The 18,321-nt window shown below is 43.3% G+C and carries 13 protein-coding genes; 6 read left to right on the top strand and 7 right to left on the bottom strand.

Features of this window, described 5'->3' with window-relative positions:
• Nucleotides 1–16 precede the first annotated feature (16 nt).
• Both RNZ41_RS05120 and recD read left to right on the top strand, forming a co-directional pair.
• The gene (locus RNZ41_RS05120) at nt 17–4,525 is read left to right on the top strand and encodes a UvrD-helicase domain-containing protein (protein ID WP_314027768.1); all 4,509 of its coding nucleotides are present in this window, start codon (nt 17–19) and stop codon (nt 4,523–4,525) included.
• Between the two features lie 30 nt (nt 4,526–4,555).
• Nucleotides 4,556–6,520 (top strand): exodeoxyribonuclease V subunit alpha, encoded by a 1,965-nt coding sequence (gene recD / locus RNZ41_RS05125; protein ID WP_314027769.1) that lies wholly within the window; start codon nt 4,556–4,558, stop codon nt 6,518–6,520.
• A gap of 102 nt (nt 6,521–6,622) precedes the next feature.
• On the opposite strand, the gene RNZ41_RS05130 is transcribed toward recD, so the two are convergent.
• The 3 genes from RNZ41_RS05130 to RNZ41_RS05140 form a co-directional block, all read right to left on the bottom strand.
• On the bottom strand, nt 6,623–7,180 hold the full coding sequence (locus tag RNZ41_RS05130; RefSeq protein ID WP_007115322.1) for a hypoxanthine-guanine phosphoribosyltransferase: 558 nt from the start codon (nt 7,178–7,180) through the stop codon (nt 6,623–6,625).
• Nucleotides 7,181–7,260: 80 nt separating this feature from the next.
• Nucleotides 7,261–7,932 carry a hypothetical protein gene (locus tag RNZ41_RS05135; protein ID WP_314027770.1) on the bottom strand — a complete coding sequence of 224 codons (672 nt, stop codon included), beginning with the start codon at nt 7,930–7,932 and terminating at the stop codon, nt 7,261–7,263.
• 12 nt (nt 7,933–7,944) lie between these two features.
• Nucleotides 7,945–9,132, bottom strand: coding sequence for a JmjC domain-containing protein (locus tag RNZ41_RS05140; RefSeq protein WP_314027771.1), 1,188 nt, complete (start codon nt 9,130–9,132; stop codon nt 7,945–7,947).
• A 272-nt stretch (nt 9,133–9,404) separates the two neighbouring features.
• On the opposite strand from RNZ41_RS05140, the gene RNZ41_RS05145 reads away from it, so the two are divergent.
• Nucleotides 9,405–11,069 carry a fatty acid--CoA ligase gene (locus RNZ41_RS05145; protein ID WP_314027772.1) on the top strand — a complete coding sequence of 555 codons (1,665 nt, stop codon included), beginning with the start codon at nt 9,405–9,407 and terminating at the stop codon, nt 11,067–11,069.
• Nucleotides 11,070–11,183: 114 nt separating this feature from the next.
• Here the strand turns inward: RNZ41_RS05145 and RNZ41_RS05150 are convergent, their stop codons facing one another.
• Nucleotides 11,184–12,629 (bottom strand): FAD-dependent monooxygenase, encoded by a 1,446-nt coding sequence (locus tag RNZ41_RS05150; protein ID WP_314027773.1) that lies wholly within the window; start codon nt 12,627–12,629, stop codon nt 11,184–11,186.
• A 263-nt stretch (nt 12,630–12,892) separates the two neighbouring features.
• Between RNZ41_RS05150 and RNZ41_RS05155 the strand changes: the two genes are divergently transcribed.
• From RNZ41_RS05155 to RNZ41_RS05165, 3 genes are all read left to right on the top strand, one after another.
• A complete protein-coding gene (locus RNZ41_RS05155; protein WP_083710815.1) occupies nt 12,893–13,408 on the top strand; it encodes a fasciclin domain-containing protein in 516 nt (171 codons plus the stop codon).
• A gap of 157 nt (nt 13,409–13,565) precedes the next feature.
• On the top strand, nt 13,566–14,600 hold the full coding sequence (locus RNZ41_RS05160) for an NAD(P)/FAD-dependent oxidoreductase (protein ID WP_096488945.1): 1,035 nt from the start codon (nt 13,566–13,568) through the stop codon (nt 14,598–14,600).
• Nucleotides 14,601–14,603: 3 nt separating this feature from the next.
• Nucleotides 14,604–15,335, top strand: a complete 732-nt coding sequence (locus RNZ41_RS05165) for an SDR family NAD(P)-dependent oxidoreductase (RefSeq protein ID WP_314027774.1) — start codon at nt 14,604–14,606, stop codon at nt 15,333–15,335.
• Nucleotides 15,336–15,397: 62 nt separating this feature from the next.
• On the opposite strand, the gene RNZ41_RS05170 is transcribed toward RNZ41_RS05165, so the two are convergent.
• Genes RNZ41_RS05170 through RNZ41_RS05180 form a run of 3 tightly spaced genes read right to left on the bottom strand, consistent with a single transcriptional unit; the run spans nt 15,398 to nt 18,316 of the window.
• The gene (locus tag RNZ41_RS05170; protein WP_060995743.1) at nt 15,398–15,814 is read right to left on the bottom strand and encodes a DUF2177 family protein; all 417 of its coding nucleotides are present in this window, start codon (nt 15,812–15,814) and stop codon (nt 15,398–15,400) included.
• Between the two features lie 58 nt (nt 15,815–15,872).
• Nucleotides 15,873–17,345 carry a class I SAM-dependent methyltransferase gene (locus tag RNZ41_RS05175; RefSeq protein WP_314027775.1) on the bottom strand — a complete coding sequence of 491 codons (1,473 nt, stop codon included), beginning with the start codon at nt 17,343–17,345 and terminating at the stop codon, nt 15,873–15,875.
• A gap of 29 nt (nt 17,346–17,374) precedes the next feature.
• Nucleotides 17,375–18,316 carry a DUF1365 domain-containing protein gene (locus RNZ41_RS05180; protein ID WP_314027776.1) on the bottom strand — a complete coding sequence of 314 codons (942 nt, stop codon included), beginning with the start codon at nt 18,314–18,316 and terminating at the stop codon, nt 17,375–17,377.
• Nucleotides 18,317–18,321: the final 5 nt, after the last annotated feature.

Here is an 18,321-nt window from a genome sequence, read left to right on the forward strand (position 1 = left end):
TTATCAAAGAAATCTTATGAAACACGATCTTCATACCCTAAGCATAAAAGTAAGTAGTGAAACAAATATCGAGGCAGACATCGAAACAAACACTCAAACAAACATCGACGAAGCACGCATTAAAGAAGACGCTGAATCTTTACTACCTCCTGCAGTCACTTTGCCATTGACGGGGCGTCATTTGATTGAAGCCTCAGCAGGCACAGGCAAAACATGGACGCTGACGGGCGTGATGTTGCGACTAATCGTGCAAGCGGGGCAGCCGTGTGAAAAAATTATCGCCACGACCTTTACGCGAAGTGCCGCTGCCGAAATGCGCCAGCGGATTCGTGAGCGCTTGCAAGATTTTTATCAATTGCTGCAAATGATTAATCATTCTACATTTACACCGTTAAGTGACAGCGATTTGGATAGCAGCAAAGCTATCGCTGTGCAAAAATATGCACATTTTATTGCGCAGGTGCAAGCGCTTGCGGCACAAAAAAATTTACTGGGTAAGTACCAAGACCCTATCAATAAACACTTAATCGAGTGGATCGCCAAACAAGTCTTTGGTTTGCCAGTAGATGTAACCCCAGCAGCAAGCACAAAAGTAAGCCCGAAAGAAAGCCTAAGCACCCCAAAGCCAACCGCTGAGGATAGTGAAAACAGCACCCATAAACCTGCCAAAAATACCGTCAATTTTCGTATCGCACTGCAGCGCACCACATTGGCGCTCAACCAGCTTGATCGCTTATTTGTCAGCACTCTCGATAGTTTGTGTCAAAAGTGGCTAAGAGAATACAGTAGCGAAACTGGGTTTTCTGCAGAGGTACAAATCAGTAATGATGTCAGCGGCATCATCAAGGGTATGATTCACGACCAACTTAGGGCATTTATGGCGCAGGTCAATGCCAATATGCCTGAATTGTACCCGATGATGTTTGACAATAACGTGTTTTTACCGGTTGATGATTACTACGAGGCGGTCAATCGCGCGCTGAATTTTTATACCGCTGATATCGATACGGTAACATTGACAACGTTTGATACTACTGCTATCAAGGCGCTGATACAGTCGATTGCAGATGATAATGATAGTGGGTTTGAGGCATATTTTGATAGTGACTTTCGTAAAGCGCAAGGGTTTAGTGCTGGCAATAAACTTCATAAACACTTTAACGAAATTAAAAATCTGCAAAATTTACTCAGCACGGGTGACATTACCAATGTTTTTGCTATGTACAAAGTTGGCAATATAGCTAAGGTACTAGATGGCATTGAAGATTTATACGCCAACGATAAAGGCTTTAATAGCAAAAAAGAACAGCAAAGCGCTACATTCAAATCCTTTGATATCGTGGACAACATTTGGCAGCTTATCCAACAAACGCAAGCCTTGCAAGACTACTTTAAACAAGTAAATTTTTACTTTATCCAGTTTATCAGCCGTTATGTGCGTACCCACCTACCAAAACGACTAGAATCACAGCGGCTAACTACTTTTGCCTTACAATTGGCGCGGTTAAACGATGCGTTATCCGGCAAAAAAGGTCAGTCGTTAGCGCGTTATATTCGCCATCAGTACCCTATCGCCTTAATTGATGAATCGCAAGATATCAACACCGAACAAGCGTTACTGATTCAAAGGGTTTATTTACAAGATTTTGAGCCAGAGACAGCAGATAAAGCAGAAAAATCAAATGGAAAAAAATATCACACTCCCTCGCAATTTTTGCTGTTGGTAGGGGATCCGAAACAGGCAATTTATGGATTTCGCGGCGGGGACGTACAAAACTACACCACACTAAAAAAATTATTTCCAGAACAACCCAAGTCACTCAACCAAAACCATCGCTCATCAGCCGCGCTGATTGATAGCCTCAATCACTGGTATGGCGTTGGCGAGCAAGATATTGACCCAAATCAAGCCGACCAGTTGCCCAATATCAACCAACAGCCGTATTTTATGGGGCGTGAAATTTACTATCGTAAAATCTCTGCCACGCGCCAAACCGCTGAGCTAGTTATCGGCAATGCGCTAGACAATGAAGCTGCTAGCTTACCTGCGTTCAATCATATTGCTATCGAATATAAAGCGCCCTATAGTCAGCAAGTGATTGCAGTAGGAGAGAATGACGCTACCTCGAATGACACCGCATGCCCGAATAACACTGACTCCTCGAATGAAACCACCTTATCAAGTGATGAAAAAACGGTGGATTATGCCGATGCGATTGCCGCGCAAATTTTTGATTTATTTGATGATGGCAAGCCATTAAGCTACCAGAATCGTGGCTTGACGCTGAGCGATATTTGTGTGTTGGCAGTCAAAAACAGTGAGCTTCATACTATCGAGAAACGCTTACATCATCACGGGATTGCGACGGTCAGAGGCGGTAGTCAAAGTGTCTTTGGCGATAGCATGAGTGTAGATTTGATGACCTTGCAAAGCGTGCTGTTGACGCCATTTAGCGAATCAAAATTAAAAGCCTTGATGTTGTCTAGTTTTTTTCAGCTGACCCTTGAACAAATCAACCAGTTGTATGATGTGCTTAATCAAACTAACACCCAAGAGGCGCAAGGACAAGCTCATCCTCATCAAGCCCATCAAACCTCAACAAACACTAGTTTGGCTGAGATTCAGCAGTTGGTATTGACCGCCAGCGAGTTGTGGCAAAAACACAGTTTTTTAGTCGCGATACAGTGGCTACTCAATCAACCCCTTACTTTACCCAACCAAATCACCCTCAATTTTTGGCAGCGCCTCGCCAAACATCCAAATGGCGAGCGATTGCTCATCGATTTGCGCCAGTTGTTAGATATTATCAGCGACCAGTTCAATGGACAGGTAGGCGAGCATCAACTGTTTGAGTGGTTCTGTGCCCAAGTGCAGCAGCAGCCTAAAGAAGATTGGTCAACGCAGCAGCGCTTGCCATCCGATGAAGGCGTGCAACTGATGACGGTTCACGCGTCTAAAGGCTTGGAGTTTCCGATAGTATTTGTGGTTGGGTTTACAGGGGAGAGTAAAGCCAAGTTTCATGGTGCGCCGTTATATCTGTATGGTATACAAACCACCCATCAAGCAGCGCCCCAATTGACTCAAAAAAATGATAACCCGCTGTTAAGCCGCCGATTAACCGCGTTGCCCAGCCAAATAACCGATAACAACCCAATCAATTATGTTGCCATTGAAGACCAATCTGCCTATGAGGAACGACTGCGATTATTGTACGTTGCCCTTACCCGCGCAAAAGAGCAAGTGTATCTTGTGACTGTCGCCAAAAAATCTGCGGTAAAAAATTCTGCTTTGGCACCTTTTATGGACGATTTAGCAAAATTTGCTGTCAAAGAAACATTGACTAAAACGACAAATATCATAAATTCAAATAGCCTAAGCAAATACTATGATTCAAAGCTAAAGTTCACACCCAAAACAAATAGGCAAAATGAGCAAAACGCTGCTATCACTAAGATTGATTACGATGAAATCATCAAAGTCATCACCATCGATACTTTTAAAGGATGGGCGAATACCAGTTTTACCGCATTGTCTCGTTATATCGACCATACTAGCGTTGATACAGTGGTTAATGCCGAAGATAGGCAAGATGATGATATTTTGTCAGCGGCGCAAACTCGCTTATTGCCTACCCCCAATAGTAGGCTAGCGGGGGAGCCAAGTAACGAGGTTAATTCCATTAGATTTAACTTTGAAAAAGGCACAAACCCGGGTACTTTTTTACATAGTGTTTTAGAAGACATCGCCAATAACTACAATGAAACCCCTGAGTTGGCTATACCACAGCAAGATGCGAGAGCAGACAAGTTAAAACGCTGGTCAGTCATGGTGGATCGCACGTTAAGACGCTACCAAATGCCGAGCAATTATTTTTCTACAAAAGAGAGTAGTGCAGGGCAGTATGGCAACTGGCATGATATCAACATTGATGATTTACAGCCGGATTATATCGCGTTGGTGGATTGGCTAGATGACATCATCCATACGCCGTTAGCCGCTTCGGCAGTGCCGCTGGTCAATATAAAATATAACCAAAAAGTTGCTGAATTAGGGTTTAATTTACGCTTAAATCAGCATTTGTCATTTAGCGACTTAAACACGTTGTTCCACCAATTTGATATTCCACTGCAATTGCAGAGCCAAGAAGTCAATACCATGGTTTGGCAGTATCTTAAAGGAGAGATTGACTTGGTGTATCAGCACGGCACACAGTTTTTTATCGTCGATTATAAAAGCAATTATCTTGGCAGTGATTTCGACAGTTATAACCCAGCAGCATTATATGACGCGATGACCACGCATAGTTATTGGTTGCAAGCAAGCATTTACCAAGTAGCGCTGCATCGCTATTTAAAGTTACGACTACCCAATTATGATATCAATACCCATTTGGGTGCGGTCGAGTATGCTTTTTTACGCGGTATGTCACCCAAGCATGACACCCGTGGGAGGCTAGTTAAGCAGTTTGATAGTGCTTTTATCTTGGCACTCGATGATATGTTCGGCTATCCCAATGACAATTAAAATTTAACCATTACGCATAAAGAATTTATAATGAAAACAAACACGACTGATCCAACCGCTATAATAGAAGAAACTGCTAAATTAACCCAATTAGCCAGTTTTATTCAATACCGCAAGCAGCAAAAATCACAGCTAACTAATACAGAAACTAATAAAAATAGCCTAAGCAAAAATAATCAAAAAAACTACAAAACACTAAAGGAAAAACCGAAAATCTTGCAAATTTTTGATGGGCTCAATAACCAACTATCAGAAGGTCATACCGTGTATGAGATGACGGTCAACAATGAAGATGAAAAATCACTCATTGCAGAGTTGACGGACAATAACTGGGCAAGCGTAATAGGGGCGGGTGATGAATTACGCAACCATGATACCAATGCGCCTATTATTGTTCAAAAGCTCGTCCAAACAGTTGATGGAGTTGGTGAAACGCAAGTTAGCTACATTGTTTGGCTACATCGGCAATGGTATGCAGAACGATCGTTAGCCAAGCAGTTGATGAAAATTGCCCATAGAAAAGTTGCGGCATTTAATGGTATATCTTCATCAAGAGAAGTCGATAACGGTTTGGCGCCCAAACCCAATACGATGCAGCAACTCGCCATCGAAAAATCAAGCCAACACGCACTGAGTATTATTATCGGTGGGCCTGGTACCGGCAAAACTTTTACCGTGGCGAAGCTAGTAACCACGCTGCAAAAGGGGCACGAGCACAAAAGAAAACAGGACCCTAATTTACCGCCTTTATCTATCACCTTGACTGCACCGACAGGGAAGGCGGCGCAGCGTATGCAAGAGTCATTACGAATAAGCTTGCAAAAAAGTTTGCAAGATGAAGAAATCACTTTGGACAATGCAAAAACATTACATCGGCTGTTGGGTATTGGTAGTGATGGCATACCACGCTATCACGCCAAAAATCCATTACCCGATGATTTGATTATCGTAGATGAAGCGTCCATGTTAGGGCTTGAGCTCGCCAGTCAGTTGGTTGATGCTATCAAACCCACGGGTCGGCTTATTTTGTTGGGTGATGCAAACCAGCTGGCTGCGGTAGACGCGGGGTCGGTTCTATCAGATTTGTGCGCGGTGAAGCGTTTGCAGCCTTATATCACTGAGTTGACGGAGTCAAAACGCTTTGATTCAAATTCAGTTGTCGGTCAGTTTGCTCTCGCCATTCAGCAAAATTTGCCTGCACCTAAAAAAATTAAGCTAATCCATCAATTATTACAACCCATTGATTTACAAGCAATTAAGCCATTTCAAAGTGAAAATCCATCAGACTTGGCTGGTAAAACGCAGCAAACAGCCAATATTCCTTTTTACCCAATTGATGCGTCTTCGAGTTTGCCTGCTGTTTTCAGCCAATTAGCGAAACCTTACCTTCCATTTTTTGCGCTTATGCAGCAATGGTACAGCCAGCCCGTTAATATTTTTGAAGCGGATAATCGAAAAGGGTTGTTTGAGGTGTTTGATAGTTATCGCATTCTGTGTGCAGGTCATCAAGGACAATTGGGTACCCAATCAATCAACCAACAGATGAGCCTAGCTTTTACCGAGTTTTCCAAAATCACTCGAACCAAAGCTTACTTTTATCACGGTTTGCCTATTATTATCCAAAACAATGACTATCAGTTGGGGTTATTCAATGGCGATATTGCGATTTGTCTGTTGTACCAAGGGCAGTTATACGCGTGTTTTGCAGAAAAAGTGATACCCATCCAGCGATTAAGCCGTGAAAGTTGTGACTATGCGTATGCGATGACCATCCATAAATCACAAGGCTCAGAATTTCACACGGTCGCCATTTGTATTGATAAAGCGCATACAAGGCTACTAAGCCAAGCGCTGATTTATACAGCGGTGACGCGCAGTAAATCCGCTTTATCCATATATAGCGCTAAAGAAAATTTTGAGTTAGCTGTGACACAAAAAGCCGTGCGACAAACTGGTTTGCAATTACAATTTGATCATCTCAACAACACGCCATAAAAGATAGGTCATAGAAAGAGACATCATAAAAAGATATATTCTAAAAAAATACGCCATAAAAAAAGGTATCCAACGATACCTTTTTATTTATGACAAGCAGTTTTACACATTTTTTAACGCATAAATTCCTGGCATATGGCGTAGATACCCGTGATAGTCCATACCGCAGCCATATACATAGCGATCTGCCACATCGAGACCCACAAAATCGACTTTAAACTCTTGCACTTTTCGGTCATGGAGTTTATTGAGTAGCACACAGGTGCGGATAGATTTTGGATTTTCTTTTGCCAGCTCATCGACCACTGCTTTTAGGGTAATGCCTTCATCAAAAATATCATCAATCAATAAAATATCTTCACCTGCCAAATCAATTTCAGGTTTGAATTTCCATTCAAGTTCATTGGTGCCTTGGTTGTTGCGATAGCGGGTAGCATGAATATAGTACATACGATGGTAGAAGGTAAACTGGGTAAGCAGTTGACCTGCTGGAATCAACCCGCCATTCATCACCACCATCACAATGGGATTTTGACCTGCATAGTGCAGGTTGACACTGGCTGCCAAACGCTCATAAGCACTACTCACTTCAAAACTACTGATAAGACATTCAGAATTGCGTAGCGCTTCTTCGATTTGCTGATTGCTAAGTTGATTCATGGTGGACCTATTAATTTAAAAAAATAAGTGGGCTATTGTAACGCAGTTTTATCCAATTGAATAATAACGGTTAGCAATACCTAATCGTTAAATATTAACGCTTGGTAATGTTTGGTAAAACGCTCAAGCGATTCTTGCGGCATTTGTGGGATTAAACGGCGTAGGGCGATATCAATTACTTTGACGATGATACCATCGGTCACTGGAATTGCCGCGCGTTTGAGCATATTTAAATTGAGCGTTTTGGTAAAATCGACCAAAAAATGCTGCAAACAGGCTTTGGTTAGCTCGCCAAATAACCGAATCAAATTTTGCTGCTCTTCAAGCCCTTTACCTGCTTGGACATTTTCTATGGTAGCCAGTAAATTCTTTGCTAGCTCGTCACTCAGCGGCACCGAGATACGACGTTCACCCGATTGGGTGTGTTTTAATATCTTTTGGTCAAAAAAATCAAAGCTAGGTAACACATCTTCATTTTTTGTAGGGCTTAACAGTGTGTTAATCAGTTTGTCGCTGGTCGCTTCAATGGTTTCTGCGGTTTTAATCAAATGCGCTTTTCGTTCTGAATCATCCGGTAGCGATTCGATTAATTTAATCAGTAGCGCATCCATCAGCTCTTTACTGGTCAACTGGGTGATTTTATCGCGATAACCATCATAGCGTTCGCTACTTTTGCTAGCAATCAGCTCATACGCCTTATCAATGGTGGCGCTCAATTCTACGGAAGGGGTAAACCCAAAATAATAGCTCATAATATTTTTTCGTTATCCAATGATTTCTTCAGGGTAATCAATCACTACCCAGCCATTTTCTATCCAATCACAAATTATATCAGTTTCGACATCGGCTGCTTGCAAAATTTGCTCATCGATTGATTCACCATTGGCAAGCCGAATGAGGAGTGATTGCGCGTTAGCGGGTATATCGTCCGCGTCAATAGCACAGCCATTGACATAAATTTTTGCTTGAGTTTTTGAATCCGCTTGGGTTTGGGTAAAGATAATACGGCTAGACATGTCTTGCATGATGACTGCACCCGCTGCCAAGGCGCTTTGTATCTCATCAATATCGGCATACGTGTCAGGGAGCATCAGCTCATATTGACGCTTGCTTACCGTTTCGCTAATCGCTTCAGCCACTATTGTATCGCCAAGTTCAGAGTTTAGCAGCGCAATCAGCTGCGCTTTAATATCTTCAACACTGGCTATCGACAGCTCGCCTGCAACTGCCGGAGGTTGGTTGATTTTGAGGGGGATGGCTAAATCATCAAAATGGGTAGCGATATCTGCCAAACTATCGAGCAGCTGTAATGGGGTAGGTCGCCTAAAGCCAAAGGAAAAAGTCAAACAATCGTCAACAGCCACCCCGTAATGGGAGAGATTGGTCGGCACATACAGCACATCGCCTGGCTCAAGTACCTCATCAAATATCAGCTCGCCCATCTCATTCATCAAACGAATCGGTTGACCTGCTTCGAATTGGGTTGTTTGATCGCAATACTTGCCCAATTGCCAACGACGTTTGCCGTACCCTTGTGCCAAAAAGACATCGTAATTGTCATAATGCTTGCCAACGCTGCCACCTGAGGGCGCATACGACACCATAATGTCATCACGTTGCCACTGCGGAATAAAATCAAACGCATGCCATAGGTTGCCAAGCGCTGGCGACCATTGTTCCATATTTTGCACCAGCACCGTCCAATGTTTTGGCAGTTTTTGAAAGTCTTTGGCGGTAAGAGGGCTGGTTTTAAGTGACCATTGCTGGTTATTTTCGCTGATGAGTCGGGCAGTGGCGTCTTCATCTTGGGCAAGCCCGATGATATCGTCTGGCTCAAACATACCAACCAATTGCGGCAAGCCCTGCTTGATTAGCAGTGGTTTTTTTTGCCAGTACTCGATCAAAAATTGTTCGGGGCTGATATCGCTAGGCAAACAAAAGTGCTGGGTCATATTTTTTCGTTCAGTGGGATAGGTAACGCGCATTATAGCAAAGGCAGTATACCAAAATCCTATAATAAAATTTTTTTCATCAAAGTGTAAAACAAGCGTAAAAATATGAAACATATTGAACTGGAAAGTTTCATATTTTTTGTTGTATTGGTTATAACGCTCGTATATAGTCAATACTCACAAGGAAGTACTCACAGGAAAGTTAGACGAGCAATATTTGATTGACTCGTTGTTTATACAACAACAGTTATACCACAACAAAGGAATGTTCTATGACAGCTATTTTAAATCAGCACGAAAACTACCTACAAGCCGACCAAGCTTATGGTTTTCCCTTGCTTATCAAAAATTTATTGTCTCGCGCCAAAGTGGTCTCTGGCGACAAAAAAATCCATTACGCTGACAAAACCAGTTACACCTATCAAGAGTTTTTCAAACGTGTCAATCGCTTAGCCAATGTCTTAAAAGGCTTAAATCTACAAAAAGGCGATGTGGTTGCGGTCATGGATTGGGATACACACCGTTATTTGGAATGTTATTTTGCCATCCCGATGTGTGGCTATATCTTGCAAACCGTCAATGTGCGTTTGTCAGAAGACAAAGTGCTATATACCATCAATCATGCCAAACCAAAAGCGCTACTGTTAAATTCAGAATTTTCACCGATGATTAAAAGCCACACCCAAGATGCGCCATCGGTCGAGCATGTGATTTGGTTGGATGATAACAACACGCCAATGCCCCCATACGCCCAAGGCGAATATGAAGCCATGCTAGCACAAGCCAGCGATGAGTACGAGTTTGAAGATTTTGATGAAAACACCATTGCCACAACCTTCTATACCAGCGGTACAACCGGCAATCCCAAAGGCGTATTTTTTAGCCATCGTCAAATCGTCCTGCATACGCTCGTCGTCGCAATTGGCTGTGCGCTGAATGTCGAAGGTCAAGGGGTGCGCTATTCAGATGTCTATATGCCAATGACGCCTATGTTCCATGTCCATGCTTGGGGGTTTCCATTTGTCGCAACCATGCTAGGGCTGGAGCAAATCTATCCAGGTCGCTATGTGCCTTCCACCATGGTTGATTTGGTACAACAACACAAAGTCACCATCACCCATGGGGTGCCAACGATTTTGCAAATGCTACTGGGTGAAATCAACAAACGCCAAGAAAAATTCAACGGCTTAAAAATGGTCGTCGGTGGCTCTAAACTCAATCAAGGGCTTGCCAAAATGGCTGTAGCCAGCGGCATCGAAGTGTCTACGGGTTATGGCATGTCAGAGACTTGTCCTATTATCAGCATTGTCAAATTTGATGAAACATTCCAACACATGAGTGAAGAACAACAAATTGAGCATCGCTGCTTGTCTGGCTCACCAGTGCCATTGGTCGATTTGCAAATCTGGCATAATGGCAAACGTATGCCAAACGATGGCACATCCACAGGCGAAATCGTGGTGCGTTCACCTTGGTTGACGCAGAGTTATTACAAAAACCAAGACGCAGGCAACGAGCTGTGGGAAGGTGGTTATCTGCATACCCAAGATATCGGTTGGATGGACGCAAAAGGCAACGTCAAAATCACCGACCGTCTAAAAGATGTCATCAAATCGGGGGGCGAATGGATCTCTTCGCTTGAAGTAGAAACCATTATGTCATTACACCCAAGCGTTGCCGACATTGCTGTGATTGCGATTCCTGATGCGCGCTGGGGTGAGCGTCCGATGGCGTTGATTGTGCTCAAACCCGATTATCAAGACACCAAAGCTGAAGACATCATCGCGATTGCGCAGCAAGCGTATGAGCGCGGTCATTTGCCAAAATACGGTATTCCGCAGGATGTGAAATTTATTACGGAATTACCAAAAACCAGCGTGGGTAAAATTGACAAAAAAGTCATCCGCGATCAATATGCCCAAGGGTTATTTGCTTAGACTGTTACTTAATCATGACAAAGTAAAAAAGAAAGTAAAAAAGGTAGAATTTTTTCTACCTTTTTTATTGTTTTAGACTATTTATCGGGGTTTGTTAAGCCATTCATTAAATCATCAAACCATTAACCGTTGATTGACCTTTGCCATTGATAACGGGTAATGTCGGGCTTTGGCAATATCGTTTGCCACTATATTGACCTCATTGACATCAATTTTGTGCCAGTTAGGACGTTTGCAAGCAGATTTCTCTATCAAATTAGCGTCAACTAGCGCATCCATGACTTTATCCGCCACATCTAGGGTAGAATTGGCTTTCACATTTTCTGCCACCGCATAACGCAGCTTGGCAAACACCTGCAAATCCGCGACGCGAACGGTAATATCATCACTTGGTACTTGCTGTCCACCATATAACGCATTATCACCCGCTTGTGCAGTTCGAAAACTTGGCACAAATTCACTGACATAATCTATGGCGTTTTGGGTGCGTTGTTTTAGTGCGTTTGGCTCCCAGCCGTTTTCAATATAATTTAGATATTGTGGATTAATGGGCGGTTGGCTGCTTTCTTGTGTGGCTTTGGTCAACCCATCATTAAATAAGGTGATGTTTTCAGTCATCCCATGTAGCTGAAAAAACCCGTCAGGATAAGGGGTAAACTGCGCCATGCCGTTGGGCGTACCACGCTCACCATGAAAAATAATCTCAGGCAAACGCCCCTTATAATCACGCCATTCACTGATATAGGAAGCTTTAAATTCTACCATGCGTTTGATATGCACACCTGCTTTGTCATCAATAATACCGGTTCTAAACCCGCAAGCATTGACCACAAAATCAGCATAGATACGCTGAAGCTCGCCATGCTCATCAGTAAAAGACACTTGCCAGCCATCCATATGACGTTTTAAATCATCAACTTGGGCATTTAGATGTACCTGAGCGTGCTGTAGGCGCTGCAATTGTAAAAAAGCACTGGCAGAGAGTCTAAAGATATTCCAGCCAAATTCTTGCACCGCGATGATGGGATATTGCAGTTTTTCCAAATCCATTACTTTAAGAGCCGCTACAACCCATTCATCCGTGGTGGTCGGAATGTCTTTAGCTTCTAATTGAATTAGCTGTTGAATTTGCTGCTTGTCATACACTCGGTAATAATCTTCGACATTGCCCAACACTTGGTTGCTAGGGTCAGCATCAACCAATGATTGATAGTAAGCCGTTAACATATCAAGCCGTGGCAGTAAGTCAGTGGCGGTGCTGTTATCGCGTTTTGGCACCGTGATGAGGGTGGGGCGCACATCAATACTCTCTGGATACAACTTGGCAATATCAATACATTGGCGCATCAACATGCGGCAATCTTCATCACTGATTTCGCGGTACAAATTGCCACCTGCATGCAGATGACACATGGGCGGGGCGTTGATAAGGCTGGCATTTTTTTCAATCAAATGCACATGGATGCCCGCCATCGCCAGCCGTATAGCAATCGTAGAACCTGCTGAACCACCACCAATCACTGCTACAGTCGGTGATTGCGTACTTGAATTAACGTACATAATTTTGCCCTTATGCGTTGCCCAAAGTTAAGAAATAAATTGTAGCGGAAAATAATCTAGTTACTGTGACATTTATGCAGCAATTGTCGCTTTTGTTGTTAATAAATTTTACCTAATAGTATATATTAAAATAAGTAGTATTTTTTATACTTTTTAGTATAAAAATATATTGAAAATTCTAATATTATCAGTTAAAGTTAATTTAGCTTAAAAAGCTGAGCTGTATTTTATCCAACAATCATAATTAAATAAGGAAAATAAGTATGTTAAAACAAGCCTTCCTAGCAGCGGCGATTTCTACCACGTTATTAGCCGGTTGTGCCACGACGCCAACCCATACCGCTCATGCACCGATGCACGCAGCTAACATTGTTGATGTGGCAAAATCAAATCCAGATTTTTCAATATTGGTTGAAGCGGTGGTAGCCGCAGGTTTAGCCGACACCGTCGCGACCACTAAAAACATCACCGTATTTGCGCCGACCAATGCTGCGTTTGCCAATCTACTGGCTGAGCTCGGTATGACCAAAGCGCAATTGTTTGCAAACAAACCGTTACTGCAATCTGTGTTAACTTATCATGTGCTGCCAGCCACAGTGATGGCAAAAGATGTCAAGCCAGGTATGGTTAAAACCTTACAAGGTCAAAACGTCATGGTGACTTCAAATGGTAAATTACAAGACGCCAATGGACGTGTTGCCAACATTGTCACCACAGATATCAAAGCGAGCAATGGTGTGGTACATGTGATTGACCGTGTCATTTTGCCAAAAAGATAAGTTATCATAGATAAAGTTATCGCCGATAAATTGTTGTCTTGATCTATAGTTATCTTCAGTTATAGTAGCCAACAATTTATTGGTCTGATGGCATAGCGGTGATACGAGTCATCGCTATTTTTTTAACTTTCAAAAATCGTATAGAGCGGGTAAAACTATGAAACGGATTGCCATTATCGGTGCAGGATTGGCAGGGTTAACTTGTGGTAAAGCGTTGCAACAAGCAGGGCACGACGTAGTGATTTTTGAAAAATCCCGTGGCATCGGTGGGCGACTGGCAACGCGTCGTGCCGAACCATTTTATTTTGATCATGGTGTTGCCGCGTTTACTGCCAGTGACGACGATTTTCAAGGTTTTGTCAATCAATTACTCGCTGAAGGGGTGGTTGCAGTATGGGCAGTTGACCAAGCTACCCCCGATAACCCCCTTGTATCTACCAAACCACATTCCATGCCCAGAGTGTCTGGCTGTTATTCTGAGTACTATGTCGGCATACCCGCCATGAATGCCATTGGTAAACATCTCGCCCGTGGCTTAACTGTGCGGCGCAATACTAGGGTAGGGGCTATCATTGACCATCATCCCATTTTTAATAGTTGGGAGTTGTTAAGTGACAAGGGTGAAACGTTGGGTCAGTTTGATTGGATTATTTCGGCGATGCCGGTAGAACAAGCAAAAAGCTTTGCTCAAACATCGCTACATACCAAAGTGTTGAATAAATATGCCCTCATGCCCTGTAGTGTGCTGATGCTGGGATTTGATACACCGCTGGCTTTAGACTATGAGTATGCCAAAATCGAGAGTGAGGATATCGGTAAAATTATCGTCAATAGTGCAAAACCCCATCGCGAAGGCGGTTATAGCCTTGTGATTCATAGTACCCCAGCATGGACGAATAGACATATTGAGGAAGATAAAACTGCCTGTATCAACCATTTGACACGAGCGGCGAGTCAAGTATTGGGTATTGATTTATCGACTGCAGCACACAAAGACATACACCACTGGCGCTATGCCACAGGCGAAGCGGTTAACCTCCAATCAGGTGACCACCAGTTAGGCTATCTACTAGATAGCGACCAAAACATCGCTGTCTGTGGGGACTGGCTACTTAAGGGTGATGTCGAGTCTGCCTACTTAAGCGGTCAAAAACTGGCAAAAGCGATGATTGAACTACTAAAAAGCGAGTAGCGTATGCAACATATCGCCATATTTGGTGCTTCTGGCGCGATTGGAAAGGCATTTTGTGATTGTTTGGCTATCGCCTATCCAAATGCCACCATTCATGCCATTGCCAGAAAAACCCCGGCATTTAGCCACCCTCATATCGTCCCTCATCAGCTTGATTTTGATGATGAACTGGCTATCGCCGCGCTTATCAAAGCTATTAGTAGCACTCAAGCCTTGGACAGTGTTATTGTGACGATTGGGCTATTACATGAGTCTAAAATCGACGCTCAACCCATCGCGCCTGAAAAATCGCTGCGAGATATCACAGCCGATCAGCTGCATCAATATTTCCATGTCAATGCAGTATTACCGATGATGATTGCCAAATACGCCTTGCCCGCCTTAAACAAATCCTCGCAATCCCTATTTGCCGTATTGTCGGCACGGGTAGGGAGTATTTCGGATAATCGCTTGGGCGGGTGGTATGGTTATCGGATGGCAAAAGCAAGTTTACATATGGGCATTAAAAACTTAAGCATCGAGCTGCAACGAAAAAACCCCAACGCGATTATTGTTGCTTTGCACCCCGGCACGGTAGACAGTAATTTATCCAAACCATTTCAAAAAAATGTGGCAGAAGGTAAATTATTTACCCCAGCGTTTTCCGCGCAAAGTTTACTTAAAGTTTTGCATCAGCTTACCCCCAAAGATTCGGGCAAAATTTGGGCTTGGGACGGCAAAGAAATTTTGCCTTAAATCTGCCTTAAAATTGTACTTTAGCCTTGTATTAGGGCTGTAGTTGCGTACCTAGCTTAAGGCTAATCCATCAACCAGTTTTTGTAGATGACGCCCACAATCACGCAAGTTAATCCTGTGACCAAGCCGCCCCAAATGAAATCAACCAGTGCCGCAGTTTTATCATAACCTTTAAGTAATGCTAAGCTTGTAAAATCATACGTTCCATATGCCATTAGCCCAATGACCACCCCATATCCTGCCAGTACTGCCAATGACGCGTGAGCTTTTAGCTGCGGGTAGATGACCACCACACAAAGCGCAAAAACATAAAATAGATAAAACACGCCTGCTGCCGTCATATTGGGTGATTCACTGAGTAGATGTCCAATGCGCGGTGCATAAAAGCGTTGGGTCATGGTTTTAAGCCATACGGCATCAATACCTAAAAATACCATGACGGCGATCAGATATACCCACAGATAGTTTAATGGTGCCATTGCTAAATCCTTGTGTCCTGTAATTAATTGTCCTGAACCCGTTACCGCGCAAATTGGGTTAACGGTACTGGGCTTTTTCAAGGCGTACTTGCACCACGCCAATGGTTTTTTCCAAAAATCCTGCTTCACAGTACGCAAAATAAAAATGCCACAAACGCATAAACGCATCGTCATAGCCAAGTGCCTTGAGCTGCGGTAGCGCCTGCATAAAATTATAACGCCAATCAATCAAGGTACGCGCATAATCATAGCCATAATCAACCAATGACGTTACTTGCATATCGGTATGGTCACGCGCTTGGCTGAGAATTTCACTGTTAGACAATAAACATCCGCCTGGGAAAACATGGGTTTGGATAAAATCCACAGCGTGCAAATATTTTTGATACCCCCGATCATTAAAGGTAATCGCTTGTAATACCATCAGCGCATTATCTTTGAGCAGTCGATTACACTGGGCAAAAAAATCTGGCAGATATTCATGACCCACCGCTTCAATCATCTCAATACTGACCAGCTTGTCATACTTGCCGGTAAGCTCACGATAGTCTTGTTTTAGCAGGGTGATTTTGTCGGTTAGATTGGCAGCGGCAATGCGCCGTTTGGCTTCTTCATACTGCGCGTCTGAGATAGTTGTGGTGGTGACGCGGCAGCCATATTTGGTCGCGGCATAAATAGCAAACCCACCCCAGCCCGTACCGATTTCAATGACATGATCGTCAGCTGTTAACTCAGCTAATTCACAAATTTTTGCCAACTTGTGGGTTTGTGCGGCCGCCAAACTTGATGAGGGTGTCGGATAAATTGCCGATGAATACATCATGCGCTCATCCAAAAATAATGCATACATCGCATTACCAATATCATAATGGGCTAAAATATTGGATTTTGCGTTGCGTTTATCATTATGCCGATTGCGGTGTTGGCGGTGTTCCCAGCGTTTGGTCAAATTGGCAAATTTGGCTTCGATGGTATTGATGAGGGTCAAATTGCGGGCAATCAAGCGTAAAAATGCTGTTAAATCATCGGCTTGCCATAAGCCATCAATATAATCATCAGCAAACGCAATTGAACCGCCTGTTAATAGGTGTTGATACACCTGCGGTGAATGGATGGTGAGTGTCACTGCTAGAGGATGATTGCCAATTTGTTCTCCTAGCGTTCGTTGCGTATCGGTCACTGGTGACTGTGTTAGAGGCTCAGTATCCATCACCCTAACACCAAAGGTTTTATGAGTCGCTGCCTTAGTCGCTACATTGTTAGACTGATGAAAGGTTTCAATCACGGTTAGATGACCCTGTTTGAGCTTTGATAGCAATAAAAATATTATTTGCCGCGCTGCTTTTGCCGCACTTTGTTGAACAGGCGTGAGCAGATGGTCAACAATTGGGTAGGGTAGATAGTCCGTAAACGAGCGCCGCTTGGCTAAATCGGATTGACGGCGTTTCACCAAGGTCTCCTTACCATTTGATGGGTAATTTGACGGGTGAGAGGTTGCAGTGTTTTTATCCTCTAAAGAAGATGGTGTCATAGTCAATTCCCATAAAAAATTTCAGTTAACTATTGGGGTAAACGTTGGTTATAAGCTTGATAAGGGACACGTTTTAGCACGTATAATTTAAAAGCCTGCCAGTAAATTTGCAGTAATGATGTGGCACTCATCCATGGTCGGCGCTTAATTGCCGTTATCACCGAAGCCTCGTCCAATTGAACGCCTTTTAGACTCACGCCTGCATTAAACACTTTGCCGCGGCTATCTGTCAGTCCAATATCAATCACAACATCAAAGCCATTTTGCTCGGGATTGTCATTTGCCGATGCATAGCGTTTAGGGTGAATCTCAACACGCCAATGATATTGCTGATTGATGGGATTAAAAGGCGATACATGAAAACCTTTGTCATGTTGGTACAAGGTCTTTTCACCTGCGAGTAAAAAACCATAGTAATGGCGTTTGTTCCAAGGGGTGTTAGAGACTTCTGCCAAAAAATGGCTTGGCTGGTGGTTCTCATCAAAGCCAATATAAAAATTGACAGGGCTAAAATACCAACCCATATTACGTAACACGACCAAAGCCACCACCTCGCCAGTCGGCTGACTGCCAGTCAATTGCTGCCAAGTTTGTTGGGCTTTGACCAATAAACTAGCCGATGGCGCAGGTTGTCCTAACGAAGCGGTTAGGCGGTTATCTAAAGAGGGGTCTAATCGATTGATAGCAAAATAATCTTCTTGATGGAATTGATAAAGCGCCCAATGGTGCTGCGATAGCAGAGGGAGAGTCAATGATTGTTGCAGCGATTTTTTCAGCCATTTTTTTTTCAGCCATTGGGGCAACCATGTTGGCACATGACTGGCGCTCATATTTACATTAGGTAATGGATTGTCCGCTAGCTGGGTTAAATTGACCGCCCAAAACCGATAGGGGTAATGAAATTCATGAGGGGTAGGGAGTTGTCTGGCATGCCAAGTCATACCTTGCAGGATTTGATGGGCAAATGTCATGATGA

Origin of the sequence: Moraxella sp. DOX410, assembly GCF_032248735.1 — a bacterium.
Lineage (GTDB): Bacteria > Pseudomonadota > Gammaproteobacteria > Pseudomonadales > Moraxellaceae > Faucicola > Faucicola tetraodonis.

What these genes read in the sequence shown, in the direction of transcription:
- RNZ41_RS05120 (WP_314027768.1), top strand. Translation starts at nt 17, where the DNA reads ATGAAACACGATCTTCATACCCTAAGCATAAAAGTAAGTAGTGAAACA.
- recD (WP_314027769.1), top strand. Translation starts at nt 4,556, where the DNA reads ATGAAAACAAACACGACTGATCCAACCGCTATAATAGAAGAAACTGCT.
- RNZ41_RS05130 (WP_007115322.1), bottom strand. Translation starts at nt 7,180, where the DNA reads ATGAATCAACTTAGCAATCAGCAAATCGAAGAAGCGCTACGCAATTCT.
- RNZ41_RS05135 (WP_314027770.1), bottom strand. Translation starts at nt 7,932, where the DNA reads ATGAGCTATTATTTTGGGTTTACCCCTTCCGTAGAATTGAGCGCCACC.
- RNZ41_RS05140 (WP_314027771.1), bottom strand. Translation starts at nt 9,132, where the DNA reads ATGACCCAGCACTTTTGTTTGCCTAGCGATATCAGCCCCGAACAATTT.
- RNZ41_RS05145 (WP_314027772.1), top strand. Translation starts at nt 9,405, where the DNA reads ATGACAGCTATTTTAAATCAGCACGAAAACTACCTACAAGCCGACCAA.
- RNZ41_RS05150 (WP_314027773.1), bottom strand. Translation starts at nt 12,629, where the DNA reads ATGTACGTTAATTCAAGTACGCAATCACCGACTGTAGCAGTGATTGGT.
- RNZ41_RS05155 (WP_083710815.1), top strand. Translation starts at nt 12,893, where the DNA reads ATGTTAAAACAAGCCTTCCTAGCAGCGGCGATTTCTACCACGTTATTA.
- RNZ41_RS05160 (WP_096488945.1), top strand. Translation starts at nt 13,566, where the DNA reads ATGAAACGGATTGCCATTATCGGTGCAGGATTGGCAGGGTTAACTTGT.
- RNZ41_RS05165 (WP_314027774.1), top strand. Translation starts at nt 14,604, where the DNA reads ATGCAACATATCGCCATATTTGGTGCTTCTGGCGCGATTGGAAAGGCA.
- RNZ41_RS05170 (WP_060995743.1), bottom strand. Translation starts at nt 15,814, where the DNA reads ATGGCACCATTAAACTATCTGTGGGTATATCTGATCGCCGTCATGGTA.
- RNZ41_RS05175 (WP_314027775.1), bottom strand. Translation starts at nt 17,345, where the DNA reads ATGACACCATCTTCTTTAGAGGATAAAAACACTGCAACCTCTCACCCG.
- RNZ41_RS05180 (WP_314027776.1), bottom strand. Translation starts at nt 18,316, where the DNA reads ATGACATTTGCCCATCAAATCCTGCAAGGTATGACTTGGCATGCCAGA.